Origin of the sequence: Micromonospora sp. CA-249363 (genome assembly GCF_050950185.1) — a bacterium.
Taxonomy (GTDB): Bacteria; Actinomycetota; Actinomycetes; order Mycobacteriales; family Micromonosporaceae; genus Micromonospora.
The window spans coordinates 1589387-1608717 of sequence record NZ_CP192020.1 but is presented as its reverse complement, the minus strand read 5'-3'; the positions used below and the strand labels follow the sequence as shown (position 1 = coordinate 1608717).

14 protein-coding genes are annotated in these 19331 nt (G+C 72.2%); 2 read left to right on the top strand and 12 right to left on the bottom strand.

Translation table 11 applies throughout. The features are described from left to right. Positions 1-188: 188 nt before the first annotated feature. Entirely contained in the window at positions 189-1529 is a 1341-nt protein-coding gene (locus ACQPZK_RS07505) for an aminotransferase class I/II-fold pyridoxal phosphate-dependent enzyme (protein ID WP_433537583.1), read from the bottom strand. A 36-nt stretch (positions 1530-1565) separates the two neighbouring features. On the opposite strand from ACQPZK_RS07505, the gene ACQPZK_RS07500 reads away from it, so the two are divergent. Then, complete coding sequence (locus tag ACQPZK_RS07500) at positions 1566-2807, top strand: bifunctional pyridoxamine 5'-phosphate oxidase family protein/GNAT family N-acetyltransferase (protein ID WP_433537582.1); 1242 nt, start codon at positions 1566-1568, stop codon at positions 2805-2807. Further along, entirely contained in the window at positions 2807-3478 is a 672-nt protein-coding gene (leuE, locus tag ACQPZK_RS07495) for a leucine efflux protein LeuE (RefSeq protein WP_433539138.1), read from the top strand. Before ACQPZK_RS07500 ends, leuE begins: the two co-directional genes overlap by 1 nt. Before the next feature lie 309 nt (positions 3479-3787). On the opposite strand, the gene ACQPZK_RS07490 is transcribed toward leuE, so the two are convergent. The 11 genes from ACQPZK_RS07490 to ACQPZK_RS07440 all read right to left on the bottom strand — a co-directional run bounded on the left by ACQPZK_RS07490 (position 3788) and on the right by ACQPZK_RS07440 (position 19160). Then, positions 3788-4717: a sporulation protein gene (locus tag ACQPZK_RS07490; RefSeq protein ID WP_433537581.1), complete on the bottom strand. Its 930-nt coding sequence runs from the start codon at positions 4715-4717 to the stop codon at positions 3788-3790. Positions 4718-4786: 69 nt separating this feature from the next. Next, on the bottom strand, positions 4787-5851 hold the full coding sequence (locus ACQPZK_RS07485) for a hemolysin family protein (RefSeq protein WP_433537580.1): 1065 nt from the start codon (positions 5849-5851) through the stop codon (positions 4787-4789). Continuing rightward, a complete protein-coding gene (locus ACQPZK_RS07480; protein ID WP_433537579.1) occupies positions 5848-7215 on the bottom strand; it encodes a hemolysin family protein in 1368 nt (455 codons plus the stop codon). The genes ACQPZK_RS07485 and ACQPZK_RS07480 overlap by 4 nt, the downstream gene beginning before the upstream one ends. A gap of 200 nt (positions 7216-7415) precedes the next feature. Then, positions 7416-12431 carry a fibronectin type III domain-containing protein gene (locus ACQPZK_RS07475; protein ID WP_433537578.1) on the bottom strand — a complete coding sequence of 1672 codons (5016 nt, stop codon included), beginning with the start codon at positions 12429-12431 and terminating at the stop codon, positions 7416-7418. Between the two features lie 173 nt (positions 12432-12604). Beyond that, positions 12605-12934, bottom strand: coding sequence for a monovalent cation/H(+) antiporter subunit G (gene mnhG, locus ACQPZK_RS07470; protein ID WP_433539137.1), 330 nt, complete (start codon positions 12932-12934; stop codon positions 12605-12607). Next, a complete protein-coding gene (locus ACQPZK_RS07465) occupies positions 12934-13197 on the bottom strand; it encodes a monovalent cation/H+ antiporter complex subunit F (RefSeq protein ID WP_433537577.1) in 264 nt (87 codons plus the stop codon). Before ACQPZK_RS07465 ends, mnhG begins: the two co-directional genes overlap by 1 nt. Next, positions 13194-13790 (bottom strand): Na+/H+ antiporter subunit E, encoded by a 597-nt coding sequence (locus tag ACQPZK_RS07460; RefSeq protein WP_433537576.1) that lies wholly within the window; start codon positions 13788-13790, stop codon positions 13194-13196. Before ACQPZK_RS07460 ends, ACQPZK_RS07465 begins: the two co-directional genes overlap by 4 nt. Next, positions 13787-15292 carry a Na+/H+ antiporter subunit D gene (locus tag ACQPZK_RS07455; protein ID WP_433537575.1) on the bottom strand — a complete coding sequence of 502 codons (1506 nt, stop codon included), beginning with the start codon at positions 15290-15292 and terminating at the stop codon, positions 13787-13789. The genes ACQPZK_RS07460 and ACQPZK_RS07455 overlap by 4 nt, the downstream gene beginning before the upstream one ends. Beyond that, positions 15289-15777, bottom strand: a complete 489-nt coding sequence (locus ACQPZK_RS07450; RefSeq protein ID WP_433537574.1) for a Na(+)/H(+) antiporter subunit C — start codon at positions 15775-15777, stop codon at positions 15289-15291. Before ACQPZK_RS07450 ends, ACQPZK_RS07455 begins: the two co-directional genes overlap by 4 nt. 13 nt (positions 15778-15790) lie before the next feature. After that, entirely contained in the window at positions 15791-18625 is a 2835-nt protein-coding gene (locus ACQPZK_RS07445) for a Na+/H+ antiporter subunit A (protein ID WP_433537573.1), read from the bottom strand. A 148-nt stretch (positions 18626-18773) separates the two neighbouring features. Continuing rightward, positions 18774-19160, bottom strand: coding sequence for a hypothetical protein (locus tag ACQPZK_RS07440; protein ID WP_433537572.1), 387 nt, complete (start codon positions 19158-19160; stop codon positions 18774-18776). Positions 19161-19331: the final 171 nt, after the last annotated feature.

The following is a 19331-nucleotide window of genomic DNA, read 5'->3' as shown; positions in this document are numbered from 1 at the left end:
GCCGCCCCCACCCCCACCGCCGCCACACGACGCGAGCGCGATCAGCACGATGATGATCACGATGACCGCGACCGCGACCCCGATCCAGAGCCCTCGATTGCCGCCTGAAGCCATGTCAGCCACCTCCGTCGGCGCGCATACCCGCCACCGACACGGCAAACCTCTCGACCTGTACGCCGGACGGCAGGTCAGGTGGCGAACCCGGACGGTGGACCGGGATGGGCCGCGCGCGCCAGGGCGGCGGCCAGGGGCGTCAGGTCCTCGACGGCCAGCGAGCTGACGGTGACGCGCAGGGCGGGCGGCGCGGCGATCCGGTAGAGGACGCCGGGCGCCACCACCCAGCCGGCATCGCGTAGGGCGGTCACCGCGCTGGTCTCGTCCGGCACCGGCAACCAGACGTTGATGCCGCTGCGCCCGTGGGCGGTCAGGCCGTGCTCGGCGAGCGCGGCCAGCAGCCCCGCGCGCCGCAGCTCGTAGCTGTGCGCCGCGTGGCGTACCACCTCGTCGACCGCCGGGTCCCGCCAGAGGGCGAGCACCAGCCGTTGCAGCACGGTGGACACCCAGCCGGCGCCGACCCGCGTCCGGCCGGTCACCCGGGCCACGGTGGTCTCGTCGCCGGCCAGCACCGCCAACCGCAGGTCCGGTCCGAAGGGCTTGCTCACCGACCGCACGAAGGCCCAGGTCGTGGTCGCGCCGGCAAGTGGGTGCAGGGGTACGCGGGCCAGCTCGGCGGCGTGGTCGTCCTCGATGAGCAGCAGGTCCCGTCGGCCGGCGAGCAGCGCGCGCAGCTCCTCGGCGCGGGCGGCGGAGACGGCGGCGCCGGTCGGATTCTGGGCCCGGCTGGTGACCACCAGCGCCCGCGCGCCGGCGGTCAGCGCGGCCGCCACCCCGGCCGGAAGCGGCCCCTCGTCGTCCACCGGTACGCCGATCGTGCGCAGTCCGAGGGCGGCGACCAGGTCGAGCAGGTTGGCCCAACCGGGGTCCTCCACCGCGACCGCGTCGCCCGGGCGCAGGTGAGCGCCGAGGAGTCGTTCGATGCCGTCCAGCGCGCCACCGGTGAGGGTGAGATCGTCGGCGGGTACGCCGTCGGCGCGCAGCCGGGCGCGGGCGGCCTCGGCAAACTCCGGGAGCACTCCGGCCTGCGAGTAGCCGATCGGTGGGCCGGCGTCGGCGGCGAGCGCGGCCAGGTGCGGGCCGATCGGAGGCAGCAGCCGGGGATCGGGCTCGCCCCGGGACAGGTCACGGGCGCCGGGCAGGGGTGCGGGGCGCAGCGCGGAGCGACGGGTCGCCACCGGCGGGCGGGGGCGGACGCGGGTGCCGTGCCGGCCGGCGGTGACGAGCACGCCACGCTGGCGCAGCTCCTGGTAGGCGCGGGCGACGGTCGCCGGGCTGACGGCGAGGTCGGCGGCGAGGGCCCGGACCGGCGGCAGCGCCGCGCCGGGTGGCAGCGCGCCGGTACGGATGCCCGATTCGATGCTGGCCGAAATCGTGGCGGCCGTGGTCCCGGTGAGCTGATAACGTGCTGGCACAAACAGGAGATTGTACTAGAACAAAGGGGCGTGCGCATGTATCCACCCACCGCCCGGACCACCGCCACCCGTTCCCGCGACAAGATGAGCTACGACCGCGAGGCCGCGCACGCCGTCCTCGACGAGGCGTACCACTGCGCGCTCGGCTTCACCGTGGACGGCGAGCCCCGCGTACTGCCCACCCTGCACGTCCGCGTCGGCGACACCCTCTACCTGCACGGGTCCACCGGCAGTCGGCCCCTGCTCGCCGCCCGGGGCGACGGGTTGGCCGTCTGCGTCGCGGTCACGCTGCTCGACGGGCTGGTCTACGCCCGCTCCCAGTTCCACCACAGCGCCAACTACCGCTCGGTGGTCGCACACGGCACCGCCCGACTGGTCACCGACCCCACGGAGAAGAGCGCCATGCTCACCGCGCTCGTCGAGAAGGTGGGCGCGGGCCGCAGCACGGACAGCCGCCCGCCGACCCGGCGCGAACTCGCCGAGACCGCCGTACTGGCGCTGCCGCTGCGCGAGGTGTCCGTCCGGTCGCGGACCGGCGGCGTCCGCGAGGACGAGGCCGACCTGCACCTGCCGCACTGGGCCGGCGTCCTGCCGCTGCGGCTGACCGCCGGGCTGCCGGAGCCCGCCGCCGGGGTCACCGCGCCGCTGCCGGCGTACCTGCGGGCGGCCCGGACGCCCTGGCACGACCCGGCGCCGCTCAGCGGTGAGCACGTCCGGCTGGAGCCGCTGGACCTGGCGCACGCCGACGACCTGCACGCCGCCACCGCCGACGACGACGTCTGGCGGCACCTGACCGTTCCGCGGCCCACCGAGCCGGCCGGGACCGCCGCGGTGATCGCCACCGCGCTGGCCGCTCAGCAGCGCGGCGAACGCGTGCCCTGGGTGCAGCGCTGCGCCGCGACCGGGACGGTGGTCGGCAGCACCTCGTACTACGAGATCGACCCGGAACGGCAGTCAGTGGCGATCGGGCACACCTTCCTCGGCCGTCCGTGGTGGCGTACCGGGATCAACACCGAGGCCAAGCTGCTGCTGCTCGGCCGGGCCTTCGACGAGCTGGGCTCGGTACGGGTGGTCTGGCACACCGACATCCGCAACGGTCGCTCCCAGGCGGCCATCGAACGGCTCGGCGCGACCCGGGAAGGGGTGCTGCGGATGCACCGCCAGCGTCCGGACGGCTCGTGGCGGGACACGGTGCAGTACGCCATGACCGTCGACGAGTGGCCGAACGCACAGGCCACGCTGCGGAAAAGACTTCGCCGGACGGCACCGGTGACGTGATGATGGCGGGCGTGCTGGGGATCACCGACATCTGGACGTACGTGCTGGGCACCGTGGCCATCATCCTGCTGCCCGGGCCGAACTCGCTCTTTGTGCTCTCCACCGCCGCCAAGCGGGGCGTGGCGGCCGGCTATCGAGCGGCGGGCGGGGTGTTCGTCGGCGACGGGGTGCTGATGGTCCTCTCCGCCGCCGGGGTGGCGTCGCTGCTCAAGGCGTACCCACCGTTGTTCCTGGTGATCAAGTACGCCGGCGCCGCGTACCTCGGTTATGTCGGGGTGACCATGCTGCGCGGCGCCTGGCGGCGCTGGCGCGACCGCAACGACCCCACCACGCCGCGGCTCATCGACGCCGCGGAGCCGGCGCAGATGCGCAGCCCGTTCCGCAAGGCTCTGGTGATCAGCCTGTTGAACCCGAAGGCGATCCTGTTCTTCATCTCGTTCTTCATCCAGTTCGTCGACCCCGGCTACGCGTGGCCGGCGCTGTCGTTCCTGCTGCTCGGCCTGATCGCGCAGGTCACCAGCGCGCTCTACCTGACCGCGCTGATCTTCGCGGGCACGTTCCTGGCGACCCAGTTCCGCCGTCGCCGTCGCCTAGCGGTGGGCGGCACCACAGCGGTGGCAACCCTCTTCCTGGCCTTCAGCCTCAAGCTGGCCACCGCCAGCGCAGGCTAACCCGCCCCACCGCCCTCCCCTCCCCTCCCCGCCGCCCGCCGCCCTCCGCGCCCCGCCGCCCTCCCCGCCCCGCCGCCCCGCCGCCCCGCCGCGATCTTGCACTTTGTGTTGCCTTTCTGTGCCTTTTGCACTGCTTTGTCACCACAGAAAGTGCAAGATCGGCGCGTGCGGGCAGGTGCGGGGGCGCGCGGGCGCGCACGGGGGCGTGCGGGGGCGCGCGGGCGCGCACGGGGGCGCGCGGGCACGTGCGGGCGCGCGGGGGGGCGTGCGGGGGCGTGCGGGCGCGTGCGGGGGCGTGCGGGGACGGGGTCAGGTGCCGTCGCCGCCGCCGGAGCCGCCTCCGACCCCGGCCCCTCCGGCCGTGCCGCCCAGGCCGTAGCCGGGTTTGATCGGGGCGTCGGGGTGGCGGCTGACGTGGGCGGAATGGCCGATCTGGGCGGACCAGTCGGCGTGGGCGGCGGCCGCCGCGTGGCGGTTGATGGCGTGGCGCAGCCAGCCGTCCACGGTGGCGACCCAGTCCCGCTGCCCGGCGTCGGCGTGCCAGATACGGAACCGGCTGATGCTCTGGTGCGTGATGCCGGCCAGGGCCAGCCGGCGGTCCATCCAGGTGATCACCTCCAGGCCCACCGAGTTCGTCACGAAGATCAGTTCCAGCTCGGTGATCGGGCCGGCGTAGAGCGGCCCCACCCAGTAGCCCCAGCGCTGGTGCAGGCCCAGGGTGTGCTCCACCCCGGGCAGGCCGCCCTCCACCAGTCCGGCCTGGCGGATCGAGAAGCCCAGCGTGTCCAACGCCGCCAGCACGTGCTGCTGGGTGGGGACCGGGTGCACGAAGACCGGCACCATGGCGCCCTGGTCGAGGTCCGGGTCGACGGACACCTCGGTCCGCAGACCCATCCGCAGACTCAGCAGCGGCACCCCGCCGAAGGTGGTCACCGGGGTCTCCCACGGCAGCGGCAACGCGAAGTCGACCGCCCGGCGGCGGCCCGCCGGGACGACGAACCGCCCGGCGATCGGTAGCTGGAAGAACTGCATGAGGCGTCGGGGGGCCGCCGGGTCGTCCGGCTCGACCGTCGTGACCAGGCCGAGCCGGATGTGGCGTACGAGCACGTCGTCCGGGCCGGCGGCGAGGGTCACCCGCCCGGGCAGGCGCAGGCCCGGACGGGTGCTCGGGTTTCCGAGCGTGGTCTGCACGGACAGCCCGGTCCAGCCGGACTCCCGAGACACCCCCGTCAACCGCATCGCGCCCCCCAGGTCACCTCAACTGTCGCGGACCTGGCGGGGGATCACCCGGAACTTGCGGGAATTCTCCTAGCGGAGTCGGCGGCCGCGCGGCACCGTGTCGGTCTCGTCGTCGAACTCCCCGATGACCTCCTCCAACAGGTCCTCGAGAGCGACGAAGCCGATCGGGCGGGCCGGGCCACCGCCGTTGCGGACCAGCGCGAGCTGAGACTGCCGGGCGCGCATCGCGGCCACCGCCTCGGTGACCGTGGACGTCGCCGGCAGCGTGAACGCCGGCGTCATCAGCTCCTCGGCAGTGGCGGCCCGACCGGTGGTGACCGCCCGTACCGCCTCCCGGACGTGCACCAGACCGCAGACGTCGCCGCCCGCGTCCAGCACCGCCAGTCGTGACCGGCCGCTGTCCCGGCTGACCTGCTCGATCCGCTCGGCCGGGTCGTCGCGCCGGACGGTGACCATGGTGGCGAACGGTTCCATCACCTGGGCCACGGACGTGCCCTGCAACTCGAGCATGCTGGTGAGCAGTTGGTGCTGCTCCGCGCCGAGCAGCCCGTGCTCGCGGGACTGTTCCAGCAGGATCCGCAGCTCGTCCGGGCCGTGCACCTGGGCCAACTGGTCCTGCTGGTGGACGCCGACCAGACGCAGGATCGCGTTGGCCAGCGCGTTCAACGCCGACAGCACCGGCCGGGACACCCGGGCGAAGGCCCGGAACGGCAGCGCGAGCAGCGTCGCCGACCGCTCGGCGTCGGTGATCGCCCACGACTTCGGCGCCATCTCCCCCACCACCAGGTGCAGGAAGGTCACCAACCCGAGGGCGAAGACCAGGGCGATGACGTGACTGGCCGCGTCGGGCAGACCCACCACGTGCAGCAACGGGCTGACCAGGTGCTCGATCGCCGGCTCGGCCAGCGCGCCGAGCCCCAGCGTGCACAGGGTGATACCGAGCTGTGCGCCGGCCAGCATCAGCGACAGCTCGCGGACGCCGTCCAGCGCGGCCCGCGCCGCCCGGCCACCGGCGGCCGCCGCCTGCTCCAGCCGGTACCGCTTGCTGGCCACCAGGGCGAACTCGGCGGCCACGAAGAACCCGTTCAGCCCCAGCAGGACGCCGGAGCTGATCAACGCGATGCCGGGGCTCATGCGGACACCTCGCGCCGCTCGCCACGGTCGGTGAGTTGCAGCCGTACCGAGTCGGCGACGTGCCGGTCCACGGCCAGCACCTCGACCAGCGCGCGGGGCTCCGCCTCGCCCTCGTCGGCCTCGACGCCCTCGGGCAGCAGGCTGATCTCCAGCCGGTCACCGACCTCCGGCACCCGGCCCAGCTCGCGCATGACCAGCCCGGAGAGCGTGTCGTACTCCGGCGCCTCGGGCAGCGCGATGCCGGTGCTGTCGGCGACCTCGTCGATCCGCCACCGGGCCGGCACCACCCAGGAGCCGTCGTCCTGGCGGGCGGGCGCCCGCTCCGGCGGGTCGTCCTCGTCCCGGATCGGACCGACCAGCTCCTCGGCGATGTCCTCCAGCGTGATCACGCCGGCGAAGCCGCCGTACTCGTCGACCACGCAGGCCATCTGCCGGTGCCCGGAGCGCAGGCGGTCCAGCACCGTGGGCAGGGGCAGGGTCTCCGGTACGAGCAGCGGCGGCCCCGCCACCGCGCTGACCGGGGTGGTGGCCCGCTCGGCGGGCGGTACGCCCAACACGTCGGCGATGCCCACGATGCCGAGCAGGTCGTCGACGCCCTCGGCGCCGCGTACGGGGAAGCGGGAGTGCCCGGTATCCAGCAGCTCGACCACCCGGCTCACCGGCTCGTGCCCCCGGACGGTGTGCACGTCGACCCGGGGCACCATGGCCTCGCCGGCGGTCAGCTCACGGAAGTCGAGCCCCCGGTCGAGCAGCGTGGACATCTCGGCGTCCAGGCTGCCCTCCTCACGGGACTCGGCGATGATCTGTTCCAGGTCGGCGGGGGTCGCGCCGCTGGGCAGCTCCTCGATCGGTTCGATGCCGACCCGGCGCAGCAGCCGGACCGACGCCCGGTCGAAGAGCCGGATCACCGGACCGGCGATGGCCAGGTAGAGGAGCGTGGACCGGCTCAGCGCCCGGGCCAGCGGCTCGGCCCGGGCGATGGCGAGGTTCTTGGGCGCCAGCTCGCCGAGGACCATCTGCACGACGGTGGCGATGATCAGGGCCAGCGCCACCGACAGCGGCAGGCTCACGGACTCGCTGACGCCGGCGACGCCGAGCAGGTCGGCGAGGCCGCCACCGAGGTACGGCTCGGCGACGTAACCGACCAGCAGCGCGGTGACGGTGATGCCGAGTTGGGCGCCGGAGAGCATGAAGGAGAGCCGGCTGGTGACGGTGAGGGCCCGGGCGGCGGCCTGGTCGCCGTCGTCGGCGAGCTGGCGTAGCTTGCCCCGGTCCACGGCGACGTAGCCGAACTCCTGCGCCACGAAGTAACCGGTGGCGGCGGTGAGCACGATGATGAGAAGGAGACCGACGACGATCAACACGGGTCGCTCAGGGCTCCCGGGGTCGTCGGGACGGGGATATGCCGGGCACGACCCGGCTGGCTACTGCTGCCCTCCTGGGCAGAGGAGTCGATCATGCCGTCATTTTATCCGCCCCGGCTGGAGGGCCGCTGAGAGATGGTCGCGATGCGGGCGGCCGGCCCCGGACTCGAGTCCGGGGCCGGCCGCCTGGTGGTGCGGGGTCAGTACAACCAGTTGCACTCGGAGGTGCCGCCGTAGCGACGAGACGTGTCGAAGACGAAGTATCCGCCCCAGTAGAGGTTGGCCTCCTTCTCGAACCTGTTCGCCTCGTACGGGTTGCCGGTCGTCAGTTTCGAGTAGGCCGACTGGATTCCGTAGTCCGCCAGGAAGTTCGCCGCGGACGGGTACCGCGAGTACGCGTCGGAGTGGATCACCTCGTGGCGTGGGAGATCCGGGCCCCTGATGTCGGCGGAGGTCCGTCCGTAGCCGAAGCGGATGTTCGCCCGCTTGTACGCCTCACACCGCAGGCGGGCCCGGTAGGAACTCTCGCTGCCGCCGTAGAAGAAGTAGTCCCCGACGGTCGCCGGTTGATCTCCTGCCGGGGAGGTGCCGTAGCACACCCGCGAGCCGAAGCCCGGGTCACACCAGCTGCCGCCCCCCAGGACCCGGGTGGCGACGAGGTTGCTGCCGTTGAGGTCGTTTCCGCCGCGGGTCCTCGCGTACTCGGACCGTTGGACGATCGTCTCGGCGATCGGGGAGTCGGCACTCTCTCCGGACATGTTGAAGGCGACCACCCGGAACTCATGCAATTCGCCGTCCGAGAATCCGTACTTCAGGGAGGCGGAGGTGCCGGTGGCAGGCAGTGGCAGACGAATCCAGTGCCAGTCCCCGGCAGTCCGGTACTCCATCCAGTAGTACACCCCGGCGGTGCTGCTCCTGGTCCAGCTCAGGTACACCTGGCTGACCCCGTTGGAGCTGGCGGAGAGCGACGACACCCGCGTGGGCACGGGCGGCATGGGTTTGGCCGAGGCGACGTTGCTCGGCGAGCTGTCACCGGACATGTTCGTCGCCCGCACCCGGAAGTTGTACGTGGTGCCGTTGCCCAGGTAACCGGCCACGAAGGTGCAGCACGACGTGATCGGCACCTTGACCCTGGTCCAGGTCGACGAGGTGCTCGTCTTGTATTCGACCAGGTAGTAGACGTTCGGCGTCGTACTCCTGGTCCACGTCAACGTCACCTTGCCGTTCCCGGCCGCCGCGCTCAGCCCGGACGGCGCCTGCGGGAACGGCGGCATGGGTCGGGCCGACGCGGTGTTGCTCGGCGAACTGTCCCCCGCCTGGTTGGTGGCACGTACCCGGAAGTCGTAGGTCGTGCCGTTGCCGAGGTACCCGGCCACGAAGGTGCAGCACTGGGTGACCGGCAACTTGAGCCGGGTCCAGTTGGCCGCGCCGGAGGCCCGGTACTCCACGAGGTAGTACACCTTCGCCGTGGAGCTGGCCGTCCATCGCAGCGTCACCTTGCCGTCGCCGGCACTGGCGGTCAGACCGGACGGCGCCTGGGGAAACGGCGGGAGGGGGGTCGCCGCCGCGACGTTGCTGGTCGCCGACTGACCGGCCATGTTGCTGGCCGCCACCTTGAACTCGTAGCGGTGGCCGTTGGTGAGGTAGCCCGCGGTCATCGTGCAGCAGGTCGCCGGCAGTGCGACCTTCTGCCAGGACTGTCCGGCCGTCGCGTCGCGGAGGTAGACGTCGTAGTAGACGCCGCCGGTCGGGCTCGCCGTCCAGTTCAGGACGACCTTCCCGTCCCCCGAGGTGGCGGTGAGGCCCGACGGTGCGGACGGTGCCGGTGGCAGGGGCTTCGCGCTGGCCACCGACGTCGGCGTGGACTCCCCGCCGCCGTTGATGGAGGTGACCTTGAACTCGTAGACGTCGCCGTTGGTGAGGTAACCGGCGGTCATGGTGCAGCAGGTGGTGACCGGCGTGCTCACCTTCTGCCACGACTGGCCGGCGCTCGCGTTGCGCAGATAGACCTGGTACCAGGAGCCGCCGGTCGGGCTGGCCGTCCAGTTGAGGATCACCTTGCCGTCGCCGGCGGTGGCCGTCAGCCCACTCGGCGCCTGAGGCACCCCGCCCACGGCGGTGACCCGGACGGTCGCCGAGGCGGAACCCTCCCCGCCCTGACTCTCACCGGTCACCTTGAACTCGTAGACATGGCCGTCGGCCAGATAGCCCCGGGTCGCCGAGGTCGTGCTGCTGGGCAGCGAGGACTTGGTGAACGTCGCCTGTCCCGCGGTGACATCGCGCTGGTAGACCCAGTAGAGAAGGCCGGGCGCCGGCGCGTCCCAGTTCAGTTCGATGTTGCCGGACCCGGCCGGTTGACCGCGCAGGTTGGTCGGTGCGGCCGGACGGGGCTGGCTGCTCGTCGCGGACGCCACGTTTCCGGTGGGGCCCTCACCACCGGAGTTGATCGCGGCGATCTTGTACTCGTACGAGTGGCCGTTGGTGAGATAACCGGCCGTCATCGTGCAGCAGCTGGTGACCGGGGTGGCGAGCTTGGTGAAGGCGGCGTCCCCGGCGGTGACGTCCCGCTGGTAGACCTGGTACCAGAGATCCGGACCGGGAGCCGTCCACGCCAGCTTGATGGTGCCGTCGGCCTGGGCCGTCGCGGTCAGCGCGCTGGGGGCCGCCGGCAGCGGGGCCGTCGGCGTCACCGCGACGACGTTGCTCGCCGTGCTCTCCCCGCCCGACCCGCTGGCGGCAACCTTGAACTCGTAGCGATGGCCGTTGGTGAGATAACCGGCCGTCATCGTGCAACAGGTGGTGACCGGGAAGTCGAGCTGGTTGAACACCGTCTCGCCGGCGGTCACGTCCCGCATGTACACCAGGTGCCAGTTGTCGGCGACACCGTCCCAGGTCAACACCGCCTGGCCGTCCCCGGCCGTGACCCGCAGGTTGGTCGGGGCGGCGGGCGCCGCGACGTCCGCGGTCGCGGAGGCGACGGCGGACGTCGGTGACTCACCGGCGGCGCCGAGCGCGCTGACCTTGTACTCGTAGGTGTGCCCGTCGACCAGACCGCCGGCGGTCATCGTGCAGCAGGTGTCGACCGGCCACTCCAGCCTGGTGAAGTCCGTCTCGCCGGCCGTGACGTCGCGCTGGTACACCTGGAACCAGACCTCGGGCTGCGACTGCTGCCAGGTGAGCTTGATGCTGCCGTCCGGCTGCGCGGCCGCGGCCAGGGCCGTGGGGGTGGCCGGAAGGGGTCGCTGCGCCGTCGCCGTGGCCACGCCGGACTGCGTCGACTCGCCGCCCTTGCCGAGGGCGGCGACCTTGTACTCGTAGGTGTGCCCGTTCGCCAGGCCGCCCGCAGTCATCGTGCAGCAGGTGTCGACCGGCCACTCCAGCCTGGTGAAGTCCGTCTCGCCGGCGGTCACGTCGCGTTGGTAGACGTAGAACCAGTCGGTGTTGTTGGCGTGGGTCCACTGGAGTTTGATGTCGCCGGTGCTCTGGGTGGTGGCGGTCAGCCCGGTGGGCGTCGGCGGTCTGCTGTGGAACGCCGTCGCGGTGACCTCGGCCGACCGTGGCGACTCGCCGCCGCCGTGCACGGCCACCACCTGGAACGCGTACTGATGGCCGTTCTCCAGGCCGCTCATCGAGAGGGTGGTGTCCTGCGGGGAGGAGTCCCACTGCCGACTGGCCTCGGTCTCGCCGGCGGTGACGTCCCGCCGGTAGACCTCGTAGCGCCAGACGTTCGGAACGGCGTTCCAGTTGAGCGTGACGACACCGCCGTCGGCGGCGGCCGCCACCAGACCGGTCGGTGTCGTGGGCACTCCGATGGTGACCGTCACCGTGGCGGAGGCGGAGAGCGGTCCGGCCCCGGCGGTGTTGCGGGCCGCGACCCGGAACTCGTAGGCGTGGCCGGTCTCGTAGAACACACTCAGCTCGGTGGAGTTTCCGGTGATCCCGGTGGCGACCCGCGCGAAGTGGGTCTGCCCCGCCGTCACGTCCCGCTGGTGGACCTCGTACGTCAGGCCGCTGCCGGCGGGCGCCTGCCAGCGCAGGCTCACGGTGCCGCTGGTGTCGGCCTGCGCCGTCAGGGCGGTGGGCGCGGCGGGCAGCGTGGCCGGATCGGGCGTGGGCCGCGGCCAGTCGACCTCGACGAACCGGGGCCGGTAGGTGCTCACGTCGCTGTAGACGGCGTCCGCGACGAGACTGTTGACGTTGTACGACACCAACAGCTTCCCGGCGCGTGCCAACTCCGGGTGCACGCGGGAGTCGTACACCATGCTGCCCCCGATGGTGCTCGGTTCCGGGGCGGTGAACAACGGCACCGGGCCGACGAAGGGCCCGGTCGGCGAACTGGCGGTGTAGGCCACGAAGTCAGCCGAGAAGATGAGGTTGTTCTCCTGGGTGACCAGGACGTAGGTGCTGCCCACCTTCTGCATGCCGAAACCGGCGCCGACGCCGGACAGCACCCGGGCGGAATCGCCCTGGGTCGTGGACCAGCCGCTGCCGGTCCAGAACTGCCAGGCACCGGAGAGCCCGCCGGCCGGTACCCGGGCGACGTGGGCGAAGCGCATCTGGCCGACGGATTCGGCCCCGTAGATGTAGGTGTACGCGCCGTCCTCGAGCACCGCCGAGCCCCAGGCGACCCGGCTGCCGTAGCCCCGGTCCACGACGCTCCGCACGGTGAGCGCCGGCAGGTCGAAGGTGACCACGGCGCTGTCCAGTTGGGCGAAGTCCAGCGGCCCGCTGCCCGTCGTCTTCATCCGCTGGTAGACCACCCGCAGCACGCCACTCTCGACGGTGCCGTCGCCGACCCAGTACTTGTCGGCGCTGCCATCGGTCGGACGGACGAGCGAGGCGGGGGCGGCGGTCGAGCCGCCGTGCAGGGTCTGGACCAGGTCGGATCCGTCCTGCACCACGATGGAGTTGTTCACCATCGGGGTGTTCTTCGGCAGAGTGTGGTCGGCGTTGACGGTTCCGATCAGGCTGTCCGAGAAGAGCCAGGCGTTACGTCCGTCCGGCAGCGGGATCGAGACGGTGCTGTCTCCACTCGTCCACCTGCCGCCGGTGTCGCCGTACGAGTTGAATTCGGTGTTGAGTGCGGCGGCCGTCATCCCGCCCTCGGGCAGGGCCGCGGCGGCAGGCCCGGAGGGCACGCCGACCAGCAGGCCGAGGGTCACCGCAGCGGCGAGTGCGCCGGCGACGCGGGGCCGGGCCCGCGAAAGTCTCTTCATTTGTGTCTCCCGTTGTGAGGCGCACATCGTCACAACGGTGGATTCGAAGCAGCAAGAGACGTTCGGACGCGCCGATAGATACGTGTACATCTAGAGATGGAACAGGAGTATGTGCTAGGGCCTGTTCCATGAAGGCGGTCGGGCCGAGGCGGAGTCCGGGCGGCCCGGTCGAGTCACCGGTCGGCCAGCTCGTCGGTGTCGAGCAGGCTCCGGTCGAGCCGCCCCGACCGGTACGCGGCCCGCCCGATCATCTGGGCCGCCACCGGCGCGGTCGCCAACTGGAAGACCGCAATCAGCAGGATCATGCCCAGGTCCGCCGGGGACCGCAGCCGCAGCGCGATCCCGAGCAGCAGCAGGAGCACCCCGAGCACCTGCGGCTTGGTGGCCGCGTGCATCCGGGACAGGGCGTCCGGGAAGCGCAGCACACCGATCGCGGCGGCCAGGGCCAGCAACGCGCCGGACACCAGGCAGAACGCGCCGACCCAGTCCGCGATCGTCGCGATCACCGCTGCTCCCTGACCGCGAAGCGGACCAGCGAGACCGAGCCGACGAAGCCGAGCAGGGACAGCACCACCAGCACCGGCAGCGTGGTGGCGTGCCGGTTGACGGCCGCCTCCGCGCCCACCGCGCCGACCATCGTGGCGAGCAGCATGTCCGCGGCGATCACCCGGTCCAGCAGCGACGGCCCCCGGTAGAGCCGGATCAGCGCGAGCAGCGCGGTCACCGACAGCAGGGCGGTGAGGACGACGGCCAGGAACGTGATCATGGTTGGGTTCCCTTCTCGGCGGGACCGGCCTCGACGAGGCGCAGCTCGTCCGCGCTGCCCACCGCCCGGATGATGCGGCGCTCGACCTCGAGGGTGCGGTCCCGGGCGAGCGCCAGGTCGGCCGGGCCATGGGTGTCCAGCACGTGCAGGTAGAGCACCCCCGGCTCCCGGTCCACCTTGAGGATCAACGTGCCGGGCACCAGCGAGACCGCCTCGGCGGTGAGCGCCAGGTTCAGGTCCGTCCGCACCCGCAACGGGACGGCGATGATCGCTCCGCGAGGCCGGTAGCCGGGTTGCACGGCGATCCGGGCGATGTGCAGGCTGGCGCTGACGAGTTCGACGACGAACCGACCGGCGAACACCAGCACCGCCTTCGGCCTCACCCGCCCACCGAAGGTGACCGCCGGCAGGGGGAAGAACAGCAGGACCGCGCTTCCCACCAGCAGGCCGCCGACGACGTTCGCCAGATTGATCTCGCCCCAGAGCAGGTTCCAGACGAGCACCAGCCAGCCCAGCGCCAGCGTCTGGTCCCGCCAACGTCCGAGCCGACCTCCCGGGGCGGTGTTCGTCGGAGGCGCGCCGCGGCCCGTCACGGTACGCCGCCGGGCAGGACAGCACGCACGTACGGCGTACGCGAGAGCAGGTCGGTGGCCGCGTCGGCGGTGACGTCGAAGAGCGGACCGGCCAGCACGGTCAGCGACACCCCCAGGGCGACCAGGGCGACGGTCGCGCCGACCGTCAGGGCGGGCAGCCGGACGGTGGGTTCGTCGGTGGCGATCCGTGGCGCCCGCCAGAACGCGATGTTCCACACCCGGGAGGCCACGTACAGGGTGAGCAGGCTGGTGAGCGTCCCGGCCGCCACCAACGTCGCGGGCAGCGCCCCGCCGGCCGCCACCCCGGCCTGGAGCAGACCGAGCTTGCCCAGGAACCCGGAGAACGGGGGCACCCCGGCGAGGTTCATCGCCGGGACGAAGAAGAGGACGCCCAGCAGGGGCGCCAACCGGGCCAGCCCGCCGAGACGGCGCAGGTCGGTGCTGCCGGCGCGCTCCTCGACCAGCCCGGCGACCAGGAACAGGGTCGTCTGGATGGTGATGTGGTGCACGACGTAGAAGATCGCCCCGGCGAGCCCGGCGGCGGTGCTCAGCGCCACCCCGAAGATCATGTAGCCGATGTGGCTGACCAGGGTGAACGAGAAGAGCCGCTTCATGTCCGACTGCGCCACCGCGCCGAGGATGCCGACCACCATCGTCAGCCCGGCGACGACCATGAGCAGGCCGTCCAGCTCGCCACCCGGAAAGAGCAACGTCTCGGTACGGATGATCGCGTACACGCCCACCTTGGTGAGCAGCCCGGCGAACACGGCGGTCACCGGCGCCGGGGCGGTGGGATAGCTGTCCGGCAGCCAGGCCGAGAGCGGAAAGACCGCGGCCTTGATCGCGAACGCGAGCAGCAGCATCAGTTGCAGGGTCACCCGGACGTTGTCCGGCAGGTCGTCCAGACGCTGGGCGAGCTGCGCCAGGTTGAGCGTGCCGGTGGCCGCGTACACCAGCCCCACCCCGGCCAGGAAGATCATCGAGGAGAGGACGCTGACCACCACGTACGTCGATCCGGTGCGGATCCGCGCCTCGGTGCCGCCCAGCGTGATCAGCACGAAGCTGGCCGCCAGCAGGATCTCGAAGCCGACGAACAGGTTGAACAGGTCGCCCGCCAGGAACGCGTTGGTGACGCCCGCGGTGAGCACCAGGTAGGTCGGGTGGAAGATGACCACCGGCGCGCTCTCGCTGGTCTCGCTGCGACCCTGGCCGATCGAGTACACCAGCACGCACAGGGTCACCGCCGAGGACACCACGAGCATCAGCGCGGCCAACTGGTCGGCCACCAGCACGATGCCGACCGGTGGCGGCCACCCACCGACCGCGAGCACCACCGGGCCGTGCCGGTACGCCTGCACCAGCAGCACCAGCGCGACGGTGAACGTCACCGTCAGGCAGAGCACGCTGACCGTACGCTGCACCCGGGGCCGGTCGGCCAGCAGCAGGGTCAGCGCCGCGCCGAGCAACGGCACCACCACCGGCAGGGGCAGGAGCCGGCTCACGACACACCGTCCTGTTCGCCGCGTCGGAGTCGGCGGCGGGCCGGCTCCGGGTCGACCTGCTCCGGATCGCCGTTCGGGCCCTCCCCGCCACGGTCGACCGCACCCACCTCGTGGTGCTCCGCGCGGCGGATGATCTGGCGGTCCTCCAGGTCGTCGGGCACCTCGTCGTCGCCCGTGAGATACCAGCTCCGGTACGCCACGGCGAGCAGGAACGCGGTGAACCCGAACGTGATCACGATGGCGGTCAGCACCAACGCCTGCGCCAACGGATCGCTCATCCGGTCCACCGGGCCGGTGCCCACGACGGGAGCGCCGCCCGCCCGGCCACCCAGCAGGATCAGCAGGTTGACGCCGTTGCCGAGCAGGATCACGCCGAGCAGGATCCGGGTGAGGCTGCGCTCCAGCAGCAGGACCACCCCGCACCCGACGAGCGCCGCGACGGCGAGCACCAGCACCAGCGTGGGCCCGGCGCCATCCGCCGTCATCGTCGCACCCCGTTCACGACCGGCCGCTCTTGTCGACGGCCAGACCGCTGCTCTCCGTACCGGTGGCCTCGATGTGCCGGTCCACCTCGGCGCCGAGGCTGCGCAGGATGTCCAGCAGCAACCCGATCACGATCAGGTACACACCGATGTCGAAGAAGAGCGACGTGACCAGGTGGACGTCACCGACCAGCGGCAGGGACACGTCGAGCTTCGCGCTCTCCAGCACCGACCCACCGGCCAGCAGCGCCACCGCGCCCGTACCCACCGCCAGGGCGAGTCCCGCGCCGAGGATCAGGCCGGCGCCCACCGGGGCGGCATCGGTCAGCTCGTACCTGCCGCCGGCCAGGTAGCGGACGACCAGCGCGAGCCCGGCCACCAGGCCGCCCGAGAATCCGCCGCCCGGCGCGTTGTGCCCGGAGAAGAGCAGGAACAGCGAGAACAGCACCACCGTGTGGAAGATCAGTCGGATGACCACCTCCAGGACGATCGACCGCTGCTCCTCGTAGAGGGTCGGGCCACCCCGCAACCAGACCGGACGGTCGGACCCCGGCGCCCCGGCGGCGGACTCCGGCCGGCGCGGCCTCGGCCCGGTACGGGACCTCTCGAAGATCAGACTGGCCACCCCGGTCGCGGCCACCACCAGCACCGACACCTCCCCCATCGTGTCCCAGGCGCGGATGTCGACGAGGGTCACGTTGACCACGTTGCGGCCGTACCCCTCGCCGACGGCCAGGGCCGGGAAGACGGTGGAGATGTCCGGCGCGCGGCGAGCGCCGGCCGCGACGAGCGCGAGCCCACCCGCCACCACGCCCATCGCCACGCCGATCGCCCGACGTGTCCACCGGCTGCGGCGCAGCGGCCGGGCCGAGAACCGCTGCGGCAGGCGGCGCAGCACCAGCACGAACACCGCGATGGTCGCGGTCTCCACCAGGAACTGCGTCAGCGCCAGATCCGGTGCGCCGTGCAGGATGAACAGCATGGCGGTGCCGTAGCCGGTGACGCCGACCAGCAGCATCGCGGTCAACCGCCGACGAGCGCCGACCGCGAGCAGCGCGGCCACCGCGATGACCACCACGACCACCGGTTGCAGCGGGTTGTCCCAGAGCGGAAGGCGGGCCCGCCACGGGGCGGCGGCGAGCATCGCCCCACCGGGCAGCAGCACGAGGGTGACGAGGATGATGCCGAGGTACTGCGGCAGGGAGCCACGCTGCGTCGCGCCGGTGACCCCGATCGCGAACCGGTCGAACCGGCCCACGACCCACTCGTACCCCTGGTTGCCGCCGACCGGCGACCGGAGCCGGGCCAGCGCGGGAGCGAGCGGCCCGCGCAGGGCGAAGAGCAGGCCGCCGCCGGCGAGCGCCAGCACGGACAGACCGAGCGCCGCGGTCGGCCCGGGCCAGACCGTCAGGTGCGCGTCGAGGCCGCCGAGCAGTTCGGCGTACGGACTCAGCAGGCCGTCCAGCACGCCGGCGGCGGGACCGGCGAGCAGCCCGACGACGGCGAGCACGGCCGGTGGGAGCAGCATCGACGCGGCGATCGGCGTCGGTGGGACCGGTTCGACGCCGGGTCGGTCGGCGAACGCGCCCCAGAGGAAGCGGGCGCTGTACGCGACGGTGAGCACCGTCCCGGCGACCAGGCCGGCGAGGAGCACCGGATCGCTGGTGAACGCCGCGAACACCGCCTCCTTGGCGACGAACCCGACCAGCGGCGGTACGCCCGCCATCGACGCCGCCGCCAGCACCGCGACCCCGAACAGCGGCCGGGACCAGCGCCGCAGCCCGGACAACTCGCGCAGGTCACGGGTGCCGGCGCCGTGGTCGATGACGCCGACGACCAGGAACAGCGCCGCCTTGAACAGGGCGTGCGCCAGGAGCATCGCCGTACCGGCCAGAGCGGCGTCCGGTGTGCCCGCGCCCGTCACCGCGACCAGCAGGCCCAACTGGCTGACCGTCCCGTACGCGAGCAGCAGCTTGAGGTCGGTCTGTCGCAGCGCCGCCCAACCAGCGACGATCATCGTCGCCACCCCGGCCACCTGGACCAACGGTCGCCACGGTCCCACCGGGGCGAGGACCGGCGCGAGCAGCCCGACCAGATAGACGCCGGCCTTGACCATGGCGGCCGCGTGCAGGTAGGCGCTGACCGGGGTGGGCGCCGCCATCGCGACCGGCAGCCAGGAGCTGAACGGGAGCACCGCCGACTTGGACAGCGCCCCGGCCAGGATCAGCAGCACCGCCGTGACGAGGTAGCCACCTCCGGGCAGCGGGTGGGCGGCGATCTCGGACCAGCGGTAGCTCCCGGCGTGCTCGCCCAGCAGGATGAACCCGACCAGCATGGCGAGCCCGCCCAGCGTGGTGACGGTCAGCGCCTGCGCCGCCGCCCAGCGGCTGGAGCGGTGTTCGGCGCTGTGCCCGATCAGCAGGTACGAGAAGATCGTGGTCAACTCCCAGCCGACGTAGAGCAGCAGCAGATCGTCGGCGAACACCAGGACGAGCATCGCGCCGGCGAAGGCGACCAGGACGGCGGCGAACCGGGCCATCCCCGGCGAGCCGGCGTCGAAGTAGCGGGCGCAGTAGACCAGCACCAGCGCGCCGACGCCGCCCACCAGCAGGGTCATGAGCCAGGACAGCGTGGTGAGGCGCAGCGCGATGTCGAGGCCCAACTGCCCGATCCACGGGTACGTCTCGACCACCGCGCCGCCGTGCCCGACAGCCGGGGTACGGGCCAGCGCCCAGCCGAACGCGGCGGCCGGCGCGAGCGCCAGCGGATAGCACGCGCGCGGACCCCACCACCGGACGAGAAGCGGCGCGACGAGGGCCGCCACGACGTGGAGGATGAGCAGTACCAGCACTCGCGCTCCCGATCGAGGTGGCCGACACCCGTACAGCGGTGGTGTCTTCAGCGATCAGACGCCAGATCCTCGCCCGCCGGGCAGTTTTGCCGGAATTGCTCCGCTATAGGGTGCGGTGTGCGATCAGCAGCGGTTAGCCGGGCGGCGGTCAGCGCAGCAGGGCGTCACCGACGGGCAGCGCGTCGTCGAGGTCCTGATGACCCCGGCGCAGCTCGGCCAGCAGGTCGACGCGGCCGAGCTGGCTGGCGACCTTGGCGACGACCCGCTCCGCAACGGCCAGGGACCGCATCGACAGCAACCGGCCCCGGCTCTCGCGGCGCAGCACGAAGTAGTGCACGGCGACGCGGACCTGCCCCCGGTCGGCGGCGCTGGCCTGGGCGGTGGAGACGACCAGCTCCCGGAGGCAACCGGCGAGACGCTCGGCGAGCTCCAGCTCGGGCCCGTGCAGACCACCGCGGAGCGTGGCGAGGTGACTGTCGACCTTGCGAATGAGCACATCGGTGCCGGGCTCGACGTGTCGCAGCTCGCCGGTCATCCGATCCCTCCCACCCGATTCGCGTTGCGGGTGAAGTTACTTTATGTTGCGCCCCACAAGCAAGCAGTTAAGTGAGACTTAACGTATTAAAGGTGCATTGTGCGCAATTTCCGCGCAGCGCGGCACGATCCGTCGCGGGTCGCTCGTGGTTGTCGTACCGGCGGGGCACGA